The organism is Streptomyces sp. NPDC043867 (assembly GCF_056435845.1).
The window spans coordinates 239,756-256,089 of sequence record NZ_JBWKDS010000003.1 but is presented as its reverse complement, the minus strand read 5'-3'; the positions used below and the strand labels follow the sequence as shown (position 1 = coordinate 256,089).

Sequence of the window (16,334 nt, the reverse complement as noted above, 5' to 3'; positions counted from 1 at the left end):
CCGGTTGTGATCACTATTAAGGGCACAAGCGCCATGCGGGAGGCAGGAGGGTGGAGTGAACTCCCCTCGCCCGCCGATGAGTTGGCTGGACTGGCGACGTCGGGTACCTGCAGGCGGGACAGGGACGGGAGGCGGTGCTGGGGCTCAGAGGGTGCTGGTTTTCATGATGAGGTCGGCGAGCGGCTGTTGGGCGAGGTAGCGGCTGGCGGCGTGTGGTTCGCCGATGCCGTTGCGGACGAGTTCGTCGCGGATGCCCGGGACGACGGCCGCCAGTCCGCTCTGGGCGACGATGTCACCGGCGGCATGGAGGTTCATCCAGTCGATGCCGTCGGGCAGGTGCAGGGAGCCGTCCTGGCCCAGCGAGTGGCGGATGGTGGGCCAGGCGAGGGGCGACCCGCAGGTGACCAGGGTGGTCAGGCCGTCAGGGCCGGGGCCGACGTCGGCGCGGGTGAGCATGTCGAAAGCGATGATGCTGCCCAGGGAGTGCGCGATGACCAGGCGGGGCTCGGGGCGGTGCAGTTCGGTTCGGACTTCGTCTCGGATGCGCTCACCGATGTCGTGGTGCAGGTAGCGGTAGACCTGGCGGATGAAACGCAGGAGGAGGCGACCCATGTCGCGACCGATTTTGCGGTCGGCGGCGGCCAGGGCTTGGGCGATAGGACGGGGCGTATAGGGGATGCCCAGGCCGAGGGTTTCGGTCTCGAGTTGTTCGGGGTCAAGGCCAGGTGGGGTGTACAGGGCGAGAGTTTCGACGACGAATGCTTCCTCGTCGTCTGTGAAGGGCTCGGCGTCGTCGACCAAGGGGCTGCTGTCCTCGGCGCCCAAGCGCTGGCTGGGCGTGCGGAAGAGGTTGCCGTAGTAGGCCACGTTCAGCGGCGGGACAGGGCAGGCGGGCCCATGGTGGGTGCGCAGGCCCTTGGTCAGAGCGCTGGCCCAGTCGGCCGAGAGCTTCCGGGCGTTGGTATTGCCCTGCCAGATGCCGTGAATCCCGACGATGTGCACGCTCACCTTCTGTCCCCTCTTGACCTGCGGCCTGGCAATTGCCGGGCTGTTGTGGCTGAGCGGATCGTATCCGGTCGGATGTGAGGGGTATGGCCGTGCAAGAGGCTGGCGAGGGTGGTGGTTAGAGTGCTCGGGCAACGTGTGCTGTGAGGGGGGCGGGTTGGATTTGATGGCGCCGGGTCCACGGCGGTTGGTGGTTGTCGCGGTCGATGACTACTTCACAGATGACGAGAAGTTCACCGCCGGGATCCGGGCTCAGGTGGAGACGATCACTGGCTGGCTGGCCGATCCGGCGCTGGGGGCGCAACGGCGATTCGAGGTCGCGCAGGCCAAAGAGCTGACCCAGCCGGAGGATTTGCGCGCGTTCCTGTCTGATCAGGCGCTGGCTCAGGCCGAGTGGGACGAAACGCTAGTCGTCTACATCACCGGACATGGTCTTCGGGGCCGGTCACAGCGTCACTTCCTGACCTTCGGCTACACGGAGCGGGACCGGTTGCTGGGGACCGCGTTTCCCACGAGTGAACTGGTCACACAGGTCATGGACAGCGAAGCGGACCACGTGCTGGTGCTGGTCGACGCGTGCTTCGCTGGCAGCCTCAGGAGCGAACTCGCCTCACTGTTCGAGGAGCTGTGTGCCCAGCGGCGGAAGCTGAAGACCCTTGCGGTGATCACCAGTGGTGATTTCGAACAAGAGCCGCGGCTGGGTGAGTTCACCCGGCTGCTCCAACTGGCGCTGGACAGGGCCAGGGACGAGTCGGCAGGCTTCACGGCCCCCTACCTGTCGTTCGAGGAGTGGGAGAAACTCCTCAACACGGTCGGGGATGAGAACCCGGGCCTGGTGCGGGCTTTGTGGGTGTGGCCCGATTCCCGCCGCAGCGAACCGAGCCTGTGCCTGCCCAACCCCCGCTACCAGCCGCAGGAGCAGGTCGTGGAGGCCCCGCGGCAGTCGGTGTCGCTGTCGGCATCCGCGCTTGAACAGTACTGGCTGGCCCGGGCCTCGGGCCGCACCGACGATGACGATCCGGGCTGGTACTTCAGCGGGCGCCAGACCTTGATGCAAGCACTGGTGGAGTTCGTCCACTCGGGTGCGGGGGTGCTGGTGGTGACCGGGGCGGCCGGCTCGGGCAAGTCGGCGCTGCTGGCCCGACTGGTCACCCTGAGCGATCCGCTGTTTGTCACCGAGTCCCGGTTCGCCGACATGGTACTGACGATTCCAGCACCGCTGTGCCCGGAGGTAGGCGCGGTGGACGCGGCCGTGCTGGCGCGGGGGAAGTCGTCCCTGGCGCTGATCGAGGGCCTGATGGCCGCCCTCGCTGCCAGTACTGCAGGAGGCGAACCTCCTTTGCAGGCGCTGCTGGACCATGTCGCCGCTGCCTGTGCGGGCGGGACAGGGCCGGTGACCATCGTGGTCGACGGGCTGGATGAGGCGCAGGAGCCCACCGCCTGTCTGTCCGATGTGATCGCTCCGCTGGCCCGGCTGCGTGCTGCGGACGGGCAGCCGGCGGTGCGCTTGGTGCTGGGGATGCGCAGTTCGGCCCAGGACGTCGAGGACGGCAGGCTGCAGGATGCCGCGGCCGATCAACTGCTGGGCTTCCTGCACGCCGTCCTGCAAGCGGGGATGGGTGAGGGCCCCGTGCCGCTGGCCCTGCTGCGCACGGACGGTGTGCCGACCGCCGAGGACATCACCGCCTACGTGCAGATGGTGCTGGAGGCGCAGGAGTCCAGCCCGTATGCCGGCCATGCTTCGGCGGCCGCCGAGGCGGCGGGGGTGATCGCGCAGGCGGTGACACCGTCGTTCCTCGATGCCCGGCTGGCCGCCGCTCAGTTGAGGTCCGCAGCCGACCGGCAGGATGTGCAAGATCCCCGCTGGCGCGGCCGGCTGCTGGCCGGAACGACTGCGCTGCTCGGCAGCGATCTGCGGCAGGTGGCCGCGGATCAGGACATCGGCCTGCGGCTGCTGCTGGCGGTGCTGCGGGCCACCGCTTTCGCTCAGGGTGCCGGGTTGCCGTGGGCGGAAGTGTGGCCGGCGGTGGCCGCGGCGGTCCTTGGCCCGGATGCACCGCCTGCTGGCGAGATCGATGCGGTGATCCGCACGGTGCGGCACAGCCGCCTGATCGGTTACCTCGCCGTGGGCGAGGAGGACGGCCGGGTCACCTACCGGCCGGCTCACCAGCGGGTCGCCGAGGTGCTCCAGACCGAACCCGGCTCGCTGACCGTGGATCCACTCGCAGGCGTTCCCGAACCGTGGGCTGCAGAGATGGAGGATGCGCGGCCCGCGGAGCAGGTGCACCGTGCCATCGCCGAGGCGTGCGCCCGGCTGGCGCAGCAGGGCGGCCGCCTGGCACCGCATCCTTACGTGCGCCGCCACACGGTGGCACACGCCGAAGAAGGCCACGCGCTGGACGATTCGATCATGCCTATGGAGCTGGCGGTCTGGGAGAGCTCGGGATCGCTGCGCGGACGGCTGGGTCTGCCGCTGCCGGTGGGGGACACCCGGCGCAGGGTTCTCACGTCGGCCGGGTTGATCGAGCCTTTCCTGGATGACGCGGTTGATGCCCCCTCCCGCTTCAGCAGCATCGCCTTCCACCTGGCGGCCAACGATGCGGCGGACTGGGACGGCAGTCCCGTGCCGGCGTTGCCTCTTCCTTCCGCCCGCCCCCTCGGGGCGGAGTTGGATACGCGGTGGGGACGCTGGCAGGCACGTGCCAATGTGGTGGCTTCCCCGGTCGGCCGGGTGCACGCCCTGTGCTCGCTGAGGACGCTGGACGGCCGCCGTTTGCTCGCCGCCAGTACCCGTGCCGGCATCGGCATCTGGGACGTTGCGACGGGCCAACAGCTCACCCGGATCAATAGTGGTGTGGCCCATGCGCTGACCGTCGCGAAGGGCACCAGTGGGCGTCCCTTCCTGGTGGCGGCCGGGCCCCGCAGCACGGTGGTGTTCGACCCGCTCTCGGGCCGCCAGTTGGCGGGCCTGGAGCTGCCCAGCGTGCGCCTGGTGACGGTGGCACGTGATGGTGCCGCCCGGTGGACGATGGTGGTGGCCAGCGGGCGGGACGAGCTGGTTCTGTGGCAGCCGTCGGAGGGGGTGGTCCGCCCGGTACGCCTGCCCGATGATCTCCGCCTCCCGGAGCGGCTGACCTGGGTCCGTGACCCGCAGGGCCGGGGCTATCACTTGTGCAAGCGGCATCGTGCCGGGTGGGTGCTGTTCGATCCCCTGACCGGCGAGGTTCTGTCCCTGCACCTTCCGTTTTCCACGGCGCGGTCCGTGGCTGCCGTACGGGGGCCGTCCGGAGGCGATCTGCTGGCCGTGCTGCGCGGCCAGGACGGGCCGGTAACGCTGGTCGACCCCTTCCAGGGCGACCTCTTCGAGACCGACTTTCGGGCTGGCGTAGAGGTGGACCGGTTGCCCGTTGCGGGCCAGCGTGTGGTGGCCTTGGCCGCTGGCGGCGGTGCCAGCCTGGCGGGCATCGTCACGGACGACGCTATCGAGGTATGGGACGTGTCCCGGCCCAAGCCACGGCAGGTAGGAGCGTATCCGGCGCAGCCACGAGCGATGTTCGCCGGCGTTCCCGGCCCGGGTGAAGCTTGGAAGCTTGCGGTGAGCGGCGACGAGGGCGTCCTGCTGCACCGGGCCGGGCAGAACACGCCTCCCTCCCGACGGCTCCCGCAAGTGACCGAGCCACCACGGGCCTTGGCGGCAGCGCGCATGATGACCGCGCTGGTGTCGGCCGACGGCGCGCAGCGGCTGGCCGTTCCCACGGCCTGCATGGTGGAGATCCTCGACGCCGCCACCGGCCAATGCCTCGATTGCTACGAGCATCCCTCCCCCGTGACGTTCCTGGAAGCAGTGCCCGGCTCGGATACTGAGCCCACTGTGGTGGTGGGCGACAGGAAGGGCATTCATCTGTGGCACCCCGGGCGGGATGTTGCCAAGCCGATCGTGAGCGGCTCGTTCGAGCTGAACCGCTGCTGTGCCGTGCGGCTTCCTGGTGGCCGACCCGTGGTCGTGGTGGCCGGCAACACCGGAGCGGTCATCGTGGATGCCGGTTCCGGCGAGGTGACGGGGCTGCCCGACGGCGGGCAGCGCGTCAGCGCACTGCTGGCGCTTCCCTCCCCCGCTGGGCGCTGCCTGGTGATGGGGACCGTGCGCTCCCGGCTGCTGGTGTGGGACGTGGTCAGTGGCGAACTCGTAGACGAGAGCACGCTGGCCTACCGCAACATGATCACTGCGCTCTGTCTTGTCCCTCTGCCCCAGGGCGGTGTCGCGGTCGCCATCGCCACGCCCCACGAGATCGCGTTCTGGGATCCCCGGGGTTGGAACCCGATCAACCGGGTCGACACCCCGTACACCACGGTGATGACCCCGCTTCCCCAGCCTGCGGGGGCCTGGCTGCTGGCAGCCGGAAACGGCACCGGCATGCGGCTGTGGGACCCCCTTACCGGGCGCCTCGTGCATTCCCTGCTCACCGCGGCACCGGTCACCAACATCGTGCACACCGCCGACCGCACGCAGCACGTGCACATCGGCGGGCCGGCGGGGCTTGCCACCCTGGGCTGGCCGCTGCAGGCAGAGTCGCCGTGAGGAACGGTATTGACGATCTCGGGCGGACGGCGGGTACCGATGCCCGAGGGGTGGGTGACCGCAGATCAGTGGGTTTCGTCGGTGCCCGGTCGCTAAAGTCAGCCGGAGCGGATGGAGTGCGGGACACGGAGTGAGGGTGCGGGTGAGCGGGCCGGTGACGGCGGCGCGGCAGCTTGTCGTGGTCAGTGTGGACGACTACGGGGACGACGACGAGGACTTCGCCCGGGCCGTGGCCGCTCAGGTGTCGGTAGCGACGGACTGGCTGGCCGCCCCAGATCTGCCGGATGCGGACCGGTTCAAAGTCTCGCGGCCGGTGAAGTTGGAGCAGGCACGGGATCTGCGCCGGTTCCTGCTGGAGGAGAACCTGGCCGCGGCCGCAGACGACGAGGCGCTGGTGGTCTACATCACCGGGCACGGGGTGACGAGCGCGGCCAACCACCACTACCTGACGTTTGCCTCGACCGATCCGCGTCGTCTGGTGGGGACGGCGTTCCCGACGCGGGAGCTGATCGGGGCGGTCTTGGACAGCGAGGCCGAGCACGTACTGGTGCTGGTGGACTCGTGTTTCGCCGGCGCGCTCGGCGCGGAAGTCGCCGCGCTGGTCAATGACTTGACGGCCGCCCGCCGCAAGCTGCCCACCCTCGCGGTGATCACCAGCGGTGATGTGCACGAGCAGCCGTATGTGGGTGAGTTCACGAAGCTGATCGCGCTGGGGTTGGAGAGGGCGGCGGACGAGGCTTCGGGGTATGTCAACTCGCATCTGTCGCTGGCCGAGTGGGAGCGGCTGCTCGCCGAAGTGGGTGAGGAGCACCCGGAGCTGATCGAACCGGTATGGGTGTGGCCCCGCTCGCGTAAACCGGTGTTGAGCGCGTGTCTGCCCAACCCGGGCTACCGGCCGGTGGATCCGGTGGTGGGTACGGCGCGGCGGGAGGTGTCGCTGTCCCGCGAGTCGCTGCAGTACTGGGTGTCTCGCGCGTCGGGACGTGCGGGTGATGACGATGCCGGATGGTATTTCAGCGGCCGCGGTGTGCTGATGCGCGAGCTGGTCGGCTTCGTGCGCGAGGGTTCGGGTGTGCTGGCGGTCACCGGGGCGGCCGGCTCGGGCAAGTCCGGACTGCTGGCCCGGCTGGTCACTCTCAGCGATCCGGTGTTCTTGGATGTGCCCGATTTCCGGGACGCGCTGGGGCGGGTGCCCGAGGGGATGCGCCCGAGCGCGGGGGCGGTGGATGCGGCGGTCCTGGCGCGAGCGAAGACCTCGCTGGGTCTGATCGAGGATCTGCTGCGGGCGCTTGGCCATGCGGGGCCCTGGGGTGACAGTCCTCCGCTGCAGGTGCTGCTGAGGCTGGTGGGCAAGCGGTCGGCAACGCTGGGGCGGCCGGTAACAGTGGTCGTCGACGGCTTGGACGAGGCGAGTGAGCCGCTGGCGTGCATCAGCGACGTTGTGGTACCGCTGGCCCGGCAACGGGGAGCGGACGGGGCTACGACCGTGCGGCTGCTGCTGGGACTGCGCAGTTCTTTCCCCGTCCGCGCGGACGATGTGCGCCGGCTGCGTGATGATCGGGCGGACCGGCTGCTGACCGGCCTGCAAGAGGCGCTGGAGGACACCACCGGGCAGCAGCCGGTGGCATGCCGGCTGCTGCGCACGGATCAGCCGGACAGCACCGAGGACATCGCCGTCTATGCCCGTGCCCTGCTGATGGGCGGGAAGCACAGCCCGTACCGGCGGGATCCGGCTGCCGCCGATGCGACCGCACGGCTGGTCGCATCGGCGGTGTGGCCGTCGTTCCTGGATGCCCGGCTGGCTGCCGCACAGCTACGGACCGCCGCGCGGGTCCAGGACCTCGGTGATCAGGCGTGGCAGTCACGGCTGGAGTCCGGCACGGCCGCGCTGCTGCGCGCGGACATCCAGCACGTGGCGCACGACCATCAGGTGCGCAGCGATGTGCTGCTGGCCGTACTGCGGGCCACGGCGTTCGGCCAGGGCAGCGGCCTTCCCTGGGCGGAGGTGTGGCCGGCCGCCGTGCGCGGGGTACTGGGCCCGGGCGCCCCGCAGGATGCCAGTCTCGGCGAGGCCATCCGCGTCGTGCACGCCAGCCGACTGGCCGGCTACCTGGCCCACGGTGTGGAGGACGGCCGGGCCACCTACCGGCCCGTCCACCAGCGGGTGGCCGAAGCCCTGCTGAACCAGCCGGCGTCCCTGCTCACTTTGAACGGCATGCCGGCACCGGGGCTCTGCGGGCTGGACGGGGTTCAGCGCACGCACCGCGGCATCGCTCTCGAACTGGCCCGTCTGGCACGGGCGGCAGCCCCGCTGCCGGCCCATCCGTATGTGCTGAGACATCTTCTCGCCCATGCCGAGGCCGGAACGGTCCTGGACGACGAGCACGTACCGGCCAGTCTGCTGGTGCAGGAGACGTCGGGCACGGTGCGGGCACGGCTGCGGCTGCCGTTGCCGGTGCACGACATGGGCCGGCCCACCCTGGTCGCCGCCGCCCTGATCGAGCCGTTTGTGGATGCCACCGTCGATGAGGCCTCACGTTTGTCGAGCATCGCCTTCCAGCGTGCGGCACTGAGCGATCTGACGGACGCACAGGGGACGCTGCCGCTGCCCGAGGCGGACTTCTCCCCTCTTCGGCCAGCGTGGACGACGGCCTGGTCGCAGTGGCGGTCGAGAACGAATGTCCTGGGCTCGGTGGGTAGATCGGTGCGCGGGCTGTCCGCGTTTGGCACCGCCGACGGACGGGCCATGGTCGCCGCGGCGTCTGGTGGGGGCGTCGACGTATGGGACAGCGCCACCGGCCAACGGCTGATCCACATCCGTATCCCGCAGATACGGGACCTGGCGGTGGTGGCCGGCCGCGGCGGGCGGACGTTCCTGGCCACCGCGTCGTACGAGAGCGCGGCGGTGTGGGATCCACTCTCGGGCCGCTGCCTGGCCTCGGTGCAGGCGTCCCACGGCACGCCGTTGCGCGGGCTGCAAGCGGTCCGGGTGCTCCAGGACGGCGATGAGGAGTGGCTCATCGCCATCCTGGCGGACCACCGCATCTGGCTGTGGCGGCCCGCCGAGGGACAGCTGCACAAGCTGCCCCATGAGGTGGCACCCCCGCGGACGGCCGACCTCGTGGTGGTGCACGGCACGGGTGAGCCCGCCATGCTGGCCTACCCCGGCCCGCAGGCACGCAGTGTGATGGTGTGCGACCCGCAGTCCCCGCACGTGCGGCAGTTGGCGCTGCCGCACCAGTTCACCAGCCGCGCCCTGGCTGCGGTGCGCGGCCCCGACGGGCATGACGTGCTGGTGACACCGCACGGGTTCAAGTACGGCATGTACGTGTGGGACCCCTACAGCGGCCAGCGGCTTTCAGGCCTGGCCGGGTCGGCACAGGATCTGTACGCCCTCACCGGACCTGACGGCCACCGTGTGCTGGGTGTCAAAGACGGCCTCACCATCCGTCTCCACGATCTGTCCCGGTCTCCCGCCGACGGCTACCGCCTGGGCACTGTCACCGACGACGGTATCCGTGCGGTTGCCGGCGTGCCGCAGGGCAGGGACAGGTCGTGGACGGTGGCCACAGTGGGAGAGGGGGGAATCCGCCTGGCCGCGCCCTTCACCGCGGCCTCCCGCGCAGCGGCAGCCACCCGTGACGGCCAGCGCGGCCGGCCGGCACGGGCTCCCGACCATCTGCGGAACCTGCACTTGCTCGCCAACGGCCGCTCCCCCGGCCTGCTCGCCGGTGTCCGGTCAAGACGGGCTGTCCTGTTGGACACCGACAGCGGTCTCCTGTGGTCGAAACTGCCCGGCGAGTCCGTGCACTCTCTTCAGCCGTTCCCGGGCCGGGCGGACGGCAGTCTGCTGGCCGTGATGACGCAGACCGAGATCACCGCCTGGGACGTGCGCAAGGAGCAGTCCGTCGGCACCGTGCCCCTGGCAGCACGGTCGGCGTGGTGCACCGCCGCACTGCCCGACGGCACCCCCGCCCTGGTGGTTGCCGACCCTCAGGGCCTGCACCTGTTCACCTCCGGCGGCGACCTGGTCTGGCACGTGCCTCAAGTGCCCATCTGGCAGATGCCCTCGGAGTCCACCGGGTGGAAACAGACATGGCCGCCCGGCAGCCTGTATGTCTGGGACCGGGGCGCGCGCCGCGGCCAGGTCATCGTCGGCGGCGCCAGCAACGTTCTGCTCTTCTGGGACCTGGCTTCCGGAGAGTTCCTGACCGAAGGCCATATTCCCGGCCGGGGTTCGGCCCGCCTCATGGCCTCGCTCCCCCGCGCGTCCCACGGCCCGCTGCTGGCGGTGGCGGGTGGCCACCAGGTCACCCTGTGGGACGACATGTCCGCGTATGCCACTCTCGAGACCCCTGCACCGATCAGCACGCTGACCGCCGTCACCGCACGGGGTCAGCGCCCCCTGCTCGCCACGGGCGGCGGCACCGGCGTGCAGCTGTGGGACCCGCACACCCGCGACGTCGTCCACACCCTGCTCACCGCCGCCCCGGTCACCGGCCTCGCCCACCGATATACCGGTGAAAGCCACCGCCTTTGGATCGCCGGCCCCGCAGGCATCGCCGCTCTGGACGGCAGCGTTCCACCAGCCTGAGCCGGGAAGACTGCCAGGCGGGCCCTGGCCGCTATCTGCAGCTGGGGCCGCAACTCTGCGCGTGTCCCGGCGAGTTGCGTCAGCGCACCGCGCAGGCCACCAGGGTGCTGCCGCGGCGGTGTCCCAGGCCAGGTCAGGCACTTGTTGAGTTCGCCCTGTATAGGCTGTTCACCCGCGTGCCAGGCCTTCGATCAGGTCCTTCTGCTTATTGATCTCCTGCGCCTGGTGGTGCGGCAGGTTGTAGTGGAGCAGGCTTTCGATCTCGGTGCGCGCTGCGGCAAAATCGCCGGTGCGCGCGAGGAAGACAGCGCGCTGGGCGCGGACCGCGATGACGAGGTCGGCCAGTCCTTGGTGCTGGGCTGCGGGCAGCAGGGCGCCGTCGAGGATGTTCATGGCCTGCTGCAGGTCGCCGAGGTCGACGAGGTCGTCGGCGACGTCTTGTCCGACGTGAACGAAGTGCCGCCATGCCTGGGCCAGTTGATAGAACTTCATGGCGTGTGCCGCGGCCAGGACGAACGGTCGGCCCAGATGCCGTTTGCACCCTGCGGACAGGGACAGGCAGTCGGCGAGGCGCTTGCAGTCGTCCAGGTCAGCGTCGGCCTCCAGGAGGGCGGCCACCTCCTCAACGGTTGCGCCGACGATCTCGCCGGGGTCGAGCCCCAAGTGCGCCATGTAGGTCTCGGCCAGGTCGAGGGCGATGGTGTCGGCCTGTGTGTAGCGTCCGGCCTGGTAGAGGCATTTGGCCTGGTTGTAGCGCAGGATGCGCCGGGCGGTGCTGTTCTTCGGCAGGGCGGTAGCGGGCCGCGAGGTAGGTCGCGTTCAGCGCTGGGATGTCGCGGTCGTAGGCGTGCTGGTGCATCTGATGGCCCGCCAGGACCACTGTCTCCCTGATGCCCCACTGCTCCTGGTGGGCGTCGGCGAGAGCGGTGAGCTCGGCGGTGAGCTGCCTGTGGGCCGATGTGTCGTCGGCGTCGAGCGCCAGGGTCGCCAAGGCGTTGAGGGCGTCGAAGCGGTCGATGGGCCGGGCGTCGTGGTCGGCGGCCACGGTATGCAGGGTTGGCTTGAGGTCCGCGGCGAAGGGCTGGTCGGAGAAGTAGTCGTGGCTGGCGAGCGGCAGCAGCTGATCGGTCTGCTCGGTGCGGGCCAGCAGGCGTGCCCAGCGGGCCAGACGCCCGGGCGAAGAGCTGCCGCTGGTCAGGGAGTTGTGGAGGATGCCGCTGAGGGTGAGGTCGAGCTGGTGCTGTGTGTCGGGGTGGTGAGGGGTGTAGTCGGCCGCGAGGGCGCGGGTGGCGTCATGCAGGGTGGTCAGGCCGTCTCCGGTGCGCTGGAGGATGCCGAGGCCGGCCAGGGTACGCAGGCCTCGCGCGCAGTCTCTCGGGCCGAGGCCGGCTTCCTTGGCGAGGCGGCTGAGCTCGTCCTCGGTGAGCGGGATCTCGGCCAGCGCGAGCAGTGAAGCGGTGGTCTGGGCCTGCGGGGCCAGGCCCTCGAAGGTCTCTTCGAGGATGAGGTCCTGAGCGGTGGGAGCGGTGTGTTGGCGGTCGGTGAGCGCCTGGCACATGCGGGCCGTGTCGTGGGCGTAGTGGTTCTGGGCCAGCAGGGCGGCGTTGTGGACGTAGAGGGGAAGGCCGCCGGTGAGGGTCATGAGGCGGGTGACGGTGGCCACGTCGGCGGGAGCCCCGGCGTTGGCGAGGACTTGGGCCACCCGGTCGGCGTTCCAGCCGTTGAGGGATTCGCCGGTGATGCCCAGGTGCGCGGTGAGGGTGGTCTGGTCGGGGCGCGGCTGGCCCAGCAGGACGAGGCGGGCGGTGGGCAGCGCTTGGGTGATCTGCCTCAGCTCGGCGGCACTGAGGCGGTGGACGTTGTCGAGGACCACGGCTACCGGTGTGCCGGTCAGGTGCTGGTGGACGGCGCGCAGGAGGTCGAGGCCGGAGGCATGCGGCAGACCTGTGCGCTGTTCGACATTCAGGTGCTGGGCCGCCAATTCACGGGCGAGGCCGCCAGCGACGGCGTCTGCGGCGAGCGCGGCCGTGTCGAAGTAGGTGAGGGGCTCGGGACAGTGCTGGGCGGCGTGGGCGGCCCAGGCGGTCTTCCCCGCTCCGGAGAAGCCGGTGATCAAGCGCACCCGCTCGTCGGTCAGCAGGTCAGGCTCGTCGGCCTGAGGCAGGTAGTCATGAGCGAGGACCGGGAAGGCCTGCAGCTCCTTCACGAACTGCTCGTGCAGGTCCTCGACGGTGTCGGCGGTGAAGGCCTGGTCGCCGTGGCCCGTGCAGGCATAGACGACGCGGGCGGCGAGTTTCCACACGAGGGTAAGCGGCGCCAGGGAGGAGAAGGGAACCTGCGCGGCTTCGCGGGTGCACCAGGCGATGCCTTCCTCAAGATCGCTCCAGGCCGGGGGAAGCCACTCCTGCGGCGGGGCCGCCTGCGGGGTCAAGACGGTGACGTCGCCGGGCCAGTCGGCCGCCTCCATCTTCGCGGCCAGTTGCGGGCCGGGCGGCATGTTGGCCACGATGACCAGCTGCGGCTGCCCTGAGCGTTTGCCCTCGGTGTGGCGGGCACGCACCGCAGCGAAGCCGTCGACCGCGCCGCTGATGCTCCCCACTGCAGGGGCCGGCTGCGGGTCTTGACCTGCAGGTACAGGTGGCGTCCGGGCAGGACGGCTTCGAGGTCCTCGTCGCGTTCTACCAGCAGCCGGTGCATGCCGGCCGTCTTGAAGCGCAGCAGGCAGGCTGCCGCGTACAGGTGCTGGTAGAGAAACCCCCGGTGCAGTGAGGTGATCCGGACCAGTTGGTCGGCATCGATGACCGTGTCGCCGTGCACGTCGGCATGGAGGCTTTCGGGGGTTTCGGGCATGCGTTCATCCTGCCATCGCAAGCCGGACCGCTCGGCACGGGACGACGTCCTGCTCGGTGCCCGGCGGTCACTGCGCGCCCTGCGGACAGCGTTGCGTCAGGCCCTGACCGATCCGGCAACCTTGGAATCCGAGCCGGATTCTCCCGACCAGCACGGAACGCAGGAAGGCCTCTTCGACGAGGCCTGACACTCGCCGCAGGCCCCGGCGCCAGAGGTGCCCTCGCGTGCCATGTGCTCCTGAAGCCGGCCGTCGTGCCGGCCGCTGGGATCCGGCCCGGTCATCTTCACGGTGGCCGGTCCGGCCCGTGGACTCACTCCCGACGGACTGGGACAGGGAGCCCAGAGCGAGAGATGGGGGAAAGTGCGTCACCGCCGTCACCGCGGCGAGAGTGTCCGGAAGAACAGCAGGTCAGGGCTGGTCTGTGAGGTCGAGGTGCGTCATCGTGCCCGGCTTGCCTCATCAGCCCTCCGCGGGGATGGGATGCGGCGGCCCTCCCCTACCCTGATCGCCTTCCGGACGCGGCCGTTGATGTGCTGTACGACAGCGGAGACCGAAGGGGAACAGGCGCGCTGCTCACGGAGAGTCCTCGAGTCCCAGAGAGCGGACTCGGTCGTGTCGGGCTCTCTTTCATAGGACGGCCCAGGTTGCATGTGGTCGGGCAGTTTAAGGAAGGGAAAGGCGGCCCATCCTGCGTCTACCAGCCGTCGGGGGAGGCTGCCTGCGCGTTGGCCTCGCCCACGGTCTGCACGTGGGTCAGGCTCCGCTTGCGCGGAATCCGCTCCTGGTCCGCATCGACGGTGCGCAGGGCCCTCGGCAGCTCGGCGGTGCTGTAGGGGTCCCCAGCCTGGCTGCAACAGGCCATACGAGAAGAGGTTTTCCTACTCTACGCGGCTTCGCATGCGGTATCGGCCAAGACTGGCTTTAACCCAACTCCCCGGCGGAAGGAGACATCGTGGCGTCCAATTCGCTGCGCGCCGTTACGACCAATGTCGGTCCCTGCCAGGAACAGGTCAGCGCCGAGCCGGTTCGAAGGCCCGCCCAGGCATCGGCTAAGGCCCGGTACCCCCTGCGCGCGCACGACGCGTGGGCCCTGCCCGTCGAAGTTCTGCAGAACGCCCTGGGCGCGGAGGCCTTCGAGCGGGAACTGCACGACGACGAACAGGCGCTGCTCATCGCCCACCGCGGCCGACTCCTCGTCGTCACGGTCCCCGGGCTGCCCGGCAAGTCGAGGGAACGCCTGGTCCGGCTGCTCTTCACGGAGTACATCAAGCATGGGTGGGCCGCCATCGTGCTGGATTCGAAGCTGAACGTGAGCTTCAGCGAGACCCTCGCTCGTCCGGGCGAGGAGGATCCCCGGGACGGGCGCCTGGCCAGGATCACGGACGTGCGCAACCTCTACGACGGCTCCGTCTACGCGCCGTTGCACGGGTGGCGGCGCAACGAGGACGCGATCGCAGCACTGCGCGACATGATCACCAACGAGCTGAACGGTGTGGCGGAGGACATCCCCGCAGAGGCGTATCCGCTCCCCGACGGCGTCGGCGCCGCGGTCACCATCGGCTACGACGGGCACGGTGCGCCCCATCCCCTGGTCTGGGTCCGCGCCGACCTTCCCAGCGGGCTGCGTACGGATCTGTGGGGCTACTGCGCCGCACTGGTCGTAGGCATCGACCGTGTGGACGTGGAGCCCGACGAGAACGGCATCTACTACGTGGGGACGGCGCGCTCTGCGGTTACCGGTCCTGGCTTGGCGTTGCTGGCAGCAGTCACCGTGCAGCGGCTGGGTCGTCGCCCCGGGGACTGCGCCTTCCCTCTCCTCTCGTCCCTCGATCAGGCAGAGGCGGTGCCGCCGGCGGCGGCCTGAACCGGACGCCCGGGTGCGGCCGATGTCCGCGGGCCGCACCCGGACGGCACAGCGATCGCCGACTGGCGGAACGCCACAGCAGTCCGGCGCTCGTCGGCAGGGCCGGTCGGCAGCCAGTAGTGACCTCGAACGCGGAGCGGAAGGAGCCGGCGCGCTGGGGCTGCCAGAGGTGCGGGACTCAAGCCGGTGCGCCCGGCGGCGCCCCGGTTGGAACACCTGTTCCGTCCCCTCCCACGAGCGGTACCTCGACCGCGGCCCCCTCGCTCCCCCGCGCCTCTCCAGTCCCCGGTGTCCGCGGAACGCAACACTTCCCGGGCCACTGACGGGCCGTCCGAAAGCCTCCAACAGCCAAGCAGGAAAGAGCCCGATCCGTGCACACGCTCACACCGACGTCACCGACGTCCGCCAACCCTTCCGGCCAGTGCACCCCCGCGGCATCCGCCGGTCCTGCGGGTCTCCGCACCACAACAAGCCCTCCCCCGACCTGGCAGCAACTCCGCGCCATGGCCACCTCCTACGACGGTGTCGCCACCTTGGTGATCGAGGCCGGCATCGGCCTGTCCAAGCTCGCTGAACTGCACGGCGATACGCAGTGTCGGACCGCTCACGACCTGCTGCAGGTGATCATCGGCATCGTGGACGACCGCGTCCAGGACGTAGCGGAGGCCGAGGAGCGGCTCCGCGCCGTGCGCGGGATTCCCACCCACCCGGGGGTGGAGGCATGACCGCCATCTCCTTCTCCCAGCTCAACGACGTCACCGTGGGGATCCGACTCGGCACCGCCATCCAGGACAAAGCCATCATGGTCAGCCGCGACGGCGACCGTTTCACCGTCGCCTACGACCTGGAACGGGTCTCCCTCGACGGCGCCGCCATGCTCAGCCGTTCATTCCTTCGCACGATGGGCTACACCGTGGCCGAGATCATCCTCGAAGACCACGACCCGGACCTGACCGCCTTGTACCGGTCCTGCTCGAAGCTACGCATGAACGTCGAGCACACCGAGGGCCCGCTCATTACCGAGCCGGTGGTCAAGGGACGTGGTGAGGAGCGGTCCTACATGGTGCCCAAGGGATGGGACCTGTCCGATGCACTCGGCAGGCTCCCCGCCGCCTTCGCCACCGCCCGGCCGAACATCGCCCGCAACCTCAGGCGGATCGAGCAGGCCCGGCGCGAGTCCGACGGAAAGATCGACCAGGCTCTGGACATCACGGTCTCGTTGATCCTGGAGACCGGAGATCCGGAAGGCGTGTACGACGAGTTGACCCTTCTCCTCGGCAGGGCCCAACTGGAGTCAGACGAGTCGGGTCGCGTGAAGCACGCCGCCCGACGGCACCTGCGCCGAGCGGGCGGCCGTAGCGGACAAAGTTCTCCTGAATGACGTGTCCGCGCATCCCCGGTCGGCGGGATCGGGCGCTCGCAGGGGGGTGGCCGTGGGTCC

General features: G+C 69.9%; 11 protein-coding genes. 7 read left to right on the top strand and 4 right to left on the bottom strand.

What is annotated here, in order from left to right; all coding sequences use genetic code 11:
• Positions 1-144: 144 nt before the first annotated feature.
• Complete coding sequence (locus tag AC069T_RS04715; protein ID WP_478781327.1) at positions 145-1,008, bottom strand: hypothetical protein; 864 nt, start codon at positions 1,006-1,008, stop codon at positions 145-147.
• A 163-nt stretch (positions 1,009-1,171) separates the two neighbouring features.
• On the opposite strand from AC069T_RS04715, the gene AC069T_RS04710 reads away from it, so the two are divergent.
• Both AC069T_RS04710 and AC069T_RS04705 read left to right on the top strand, forming a co-directional pair.
• Entirely contained in the window at positions 1,172-5,584 is a 4,413-nt protein-coding gene (locus AC069T_RS04710) for an AAA family ATPase (protein ID WP_478781395.1), read from the top strand.
• A 142-nt stretch (positions 5,585-5,726) separates the two neighbouring features.
• Positions 5,727-10,178: a hypothetical protein gene (locus AC069T_RS04705; RefSeq protein WP_478781326.1), complete on the top strand. Its 4,452-nt coding sequence runs from the start codon at positions 5,727-5,729 to the stop codon at positions 10,176-10,178.
• Between the two features lie 168 nt (positions 10,179-10,346).
• Here the strand turns inward: AC069T_RS04705 and AC069T_RS04700 are convergent, their stop codons facing one another.
• Together AC069T_RS04700 and AC069T_RS04695 are read right to left on the bottom strand one after the other, a co-directional pair.
• On the bottom strand, positions 10,347-10,850 hold the full coding sequence (locus AC069T_RS04700) for a hypothetical protein (protein ID WP_478781325.1): 504 nt from the start codon (positions 10,848-10,850) through the stop codon (positions 10,347-10,349).
• A complete protein-coding gene (locus tag AC069T_RS04695) occupies positions 10,801-12,777 on the bottom strand; it encodes an AAA family ATPase (protein ID WP_478781324.1) in 1,977 nt (658 codons plus the stop codon). The genes AC069T_RS04700 and AC069T_RS04695 overlap by 50 nt, the downstream gene beginning before the upstream one ends.
• A gap of 38 nt (positions 12,778-12,815) precedes the next feature.
• Between AC069T_RS04695 and AC069T_RS04690 the strand changes: the two genes are divergently transcribed.
• Positions 12,816-12,947, top strand: coding sequence for a hypothetical protein (locus AC069T_RS04690; protein ID WP_478781323.1), 132 nt, complete (start codon positions 12,816-12,818; stop codon positions 12,945-12,947).
• Between the two features lie 79 nt (positions 12,948-13,026).
• Entirely contained in the window at positions 13,027-13,215 is a 189-nt protein-coding gene (locus AC069T_RS04685) for a hypothetical protein (RefSeq protein ID WP_478781322.1), read from the top strand.
• Positions 13,216-13,723: 508 nt separating this feature from the next.
• Here the strand turns inward: AC069T_RS04685 and AC069T_RS04680 are convergent.
• Positions 13,724-13,891 (bottom strand): hypothetical protein, encoded by a 168-nt coding sequence (locus AC069T_RS04680; RefSeq protein ID WP_478781321.1) that lies wholly within the window; start codon positions 13,889-13,891, stop codon positions 13,724-13,726.
• Between the two features lie 90 nt (positions 13,892-13,981).
• Here AC069T_RS04680 and AC069T_RS04675 point away from each other — a divergent pair, with 90 nt between their 5' ends.
• The 3 genes from AC069T_RS04675 (at position 13,982) to AC069T_RS04665 (ending at position 16,274) form a co-directional block, all read left to right on the top strand.
• Complete coding sequence (locus tag AC069T_RS04675) at positions 13,982-14,893, top strand: hypothetical protein (RefSeq protein ID WP_478781320.1); 912 nt, start codon at positions 13,982-13,984, stop codon at positions 14,891-14,893.
• A 503-nt stretch (positions 14,894-15,396) separates the two neighbouring features.
• Positions 15,397-15,618 carry a hypothetical protein gene (locus AC069T_RS04670; RefSeq protein ID WP_478781319.1) on the top strand — a complete coding sequence of 74 codons (222 nt, stop codon included), beginning with the start codon at positions 15,397-15,399 and terminating at the stop codon, positions 15,616-15,618.
• Positions 15,615-16,274, top strand: coding sequence for a hypothetical protein (locus AC069T_RS04665; RefSeq protein ID WP_478781318.1), 660 nt, complete (start codon positions 15,615-15,617; stop codon positions 16,272-16,274). The genes AC069T_RS04670 and AC069T_RS04665 overlap by 4 nt, the downstream gene beginning before the upstream one ends.
• The last annotated feature ends 60 nt before the right edge of the window (positions 16,275-16,334 follow it).

Coding starts and splice junctions, on each gene's coding strand:
- AC069T_RS04670 (WP_478781319.1), top strand. CDS start 15,397: ATGGCCACCTCCTACGACGGTGTCGCCACCTTGGTGATCGAGGCCGGC.
- AC069T_RS04685 (WP_478781322.1), top strand. CDS start 13,027: ATGCGTTCATCCTGCCATCGCAAGCCGGACCGCTCGGCACGGGACGAC.
- AC069T_RS04710 (WP_478781395.1), top strand. CDS start 1,172: ATGGCGCCGGGTCCACGGCGGTTGGTGGTTGTCGCGGTCGATGACTAC.
- AC069T_RS04665 (WP_478781318.1), top strand. CDS start 15,615: ATGACCGCCATCTCCTTCTCCCAGCTCAACGACGTCACCGTGGGGATC.
- AC069T_RS04680 (WP_478781321.1), bottom strand. CDS start 13,891: ATGGCCTGTTGCAGCCAGGCTGGGGACCCCTACAGCACCGCCGAGCTG.
- AC069T_RS04700 (WP_478781325.1), bottom strand. CDS start 10,850: ATGGCGCACTTGGGGCTCGACCCCGGCGAGATCGTCGGCGCAACCGTT.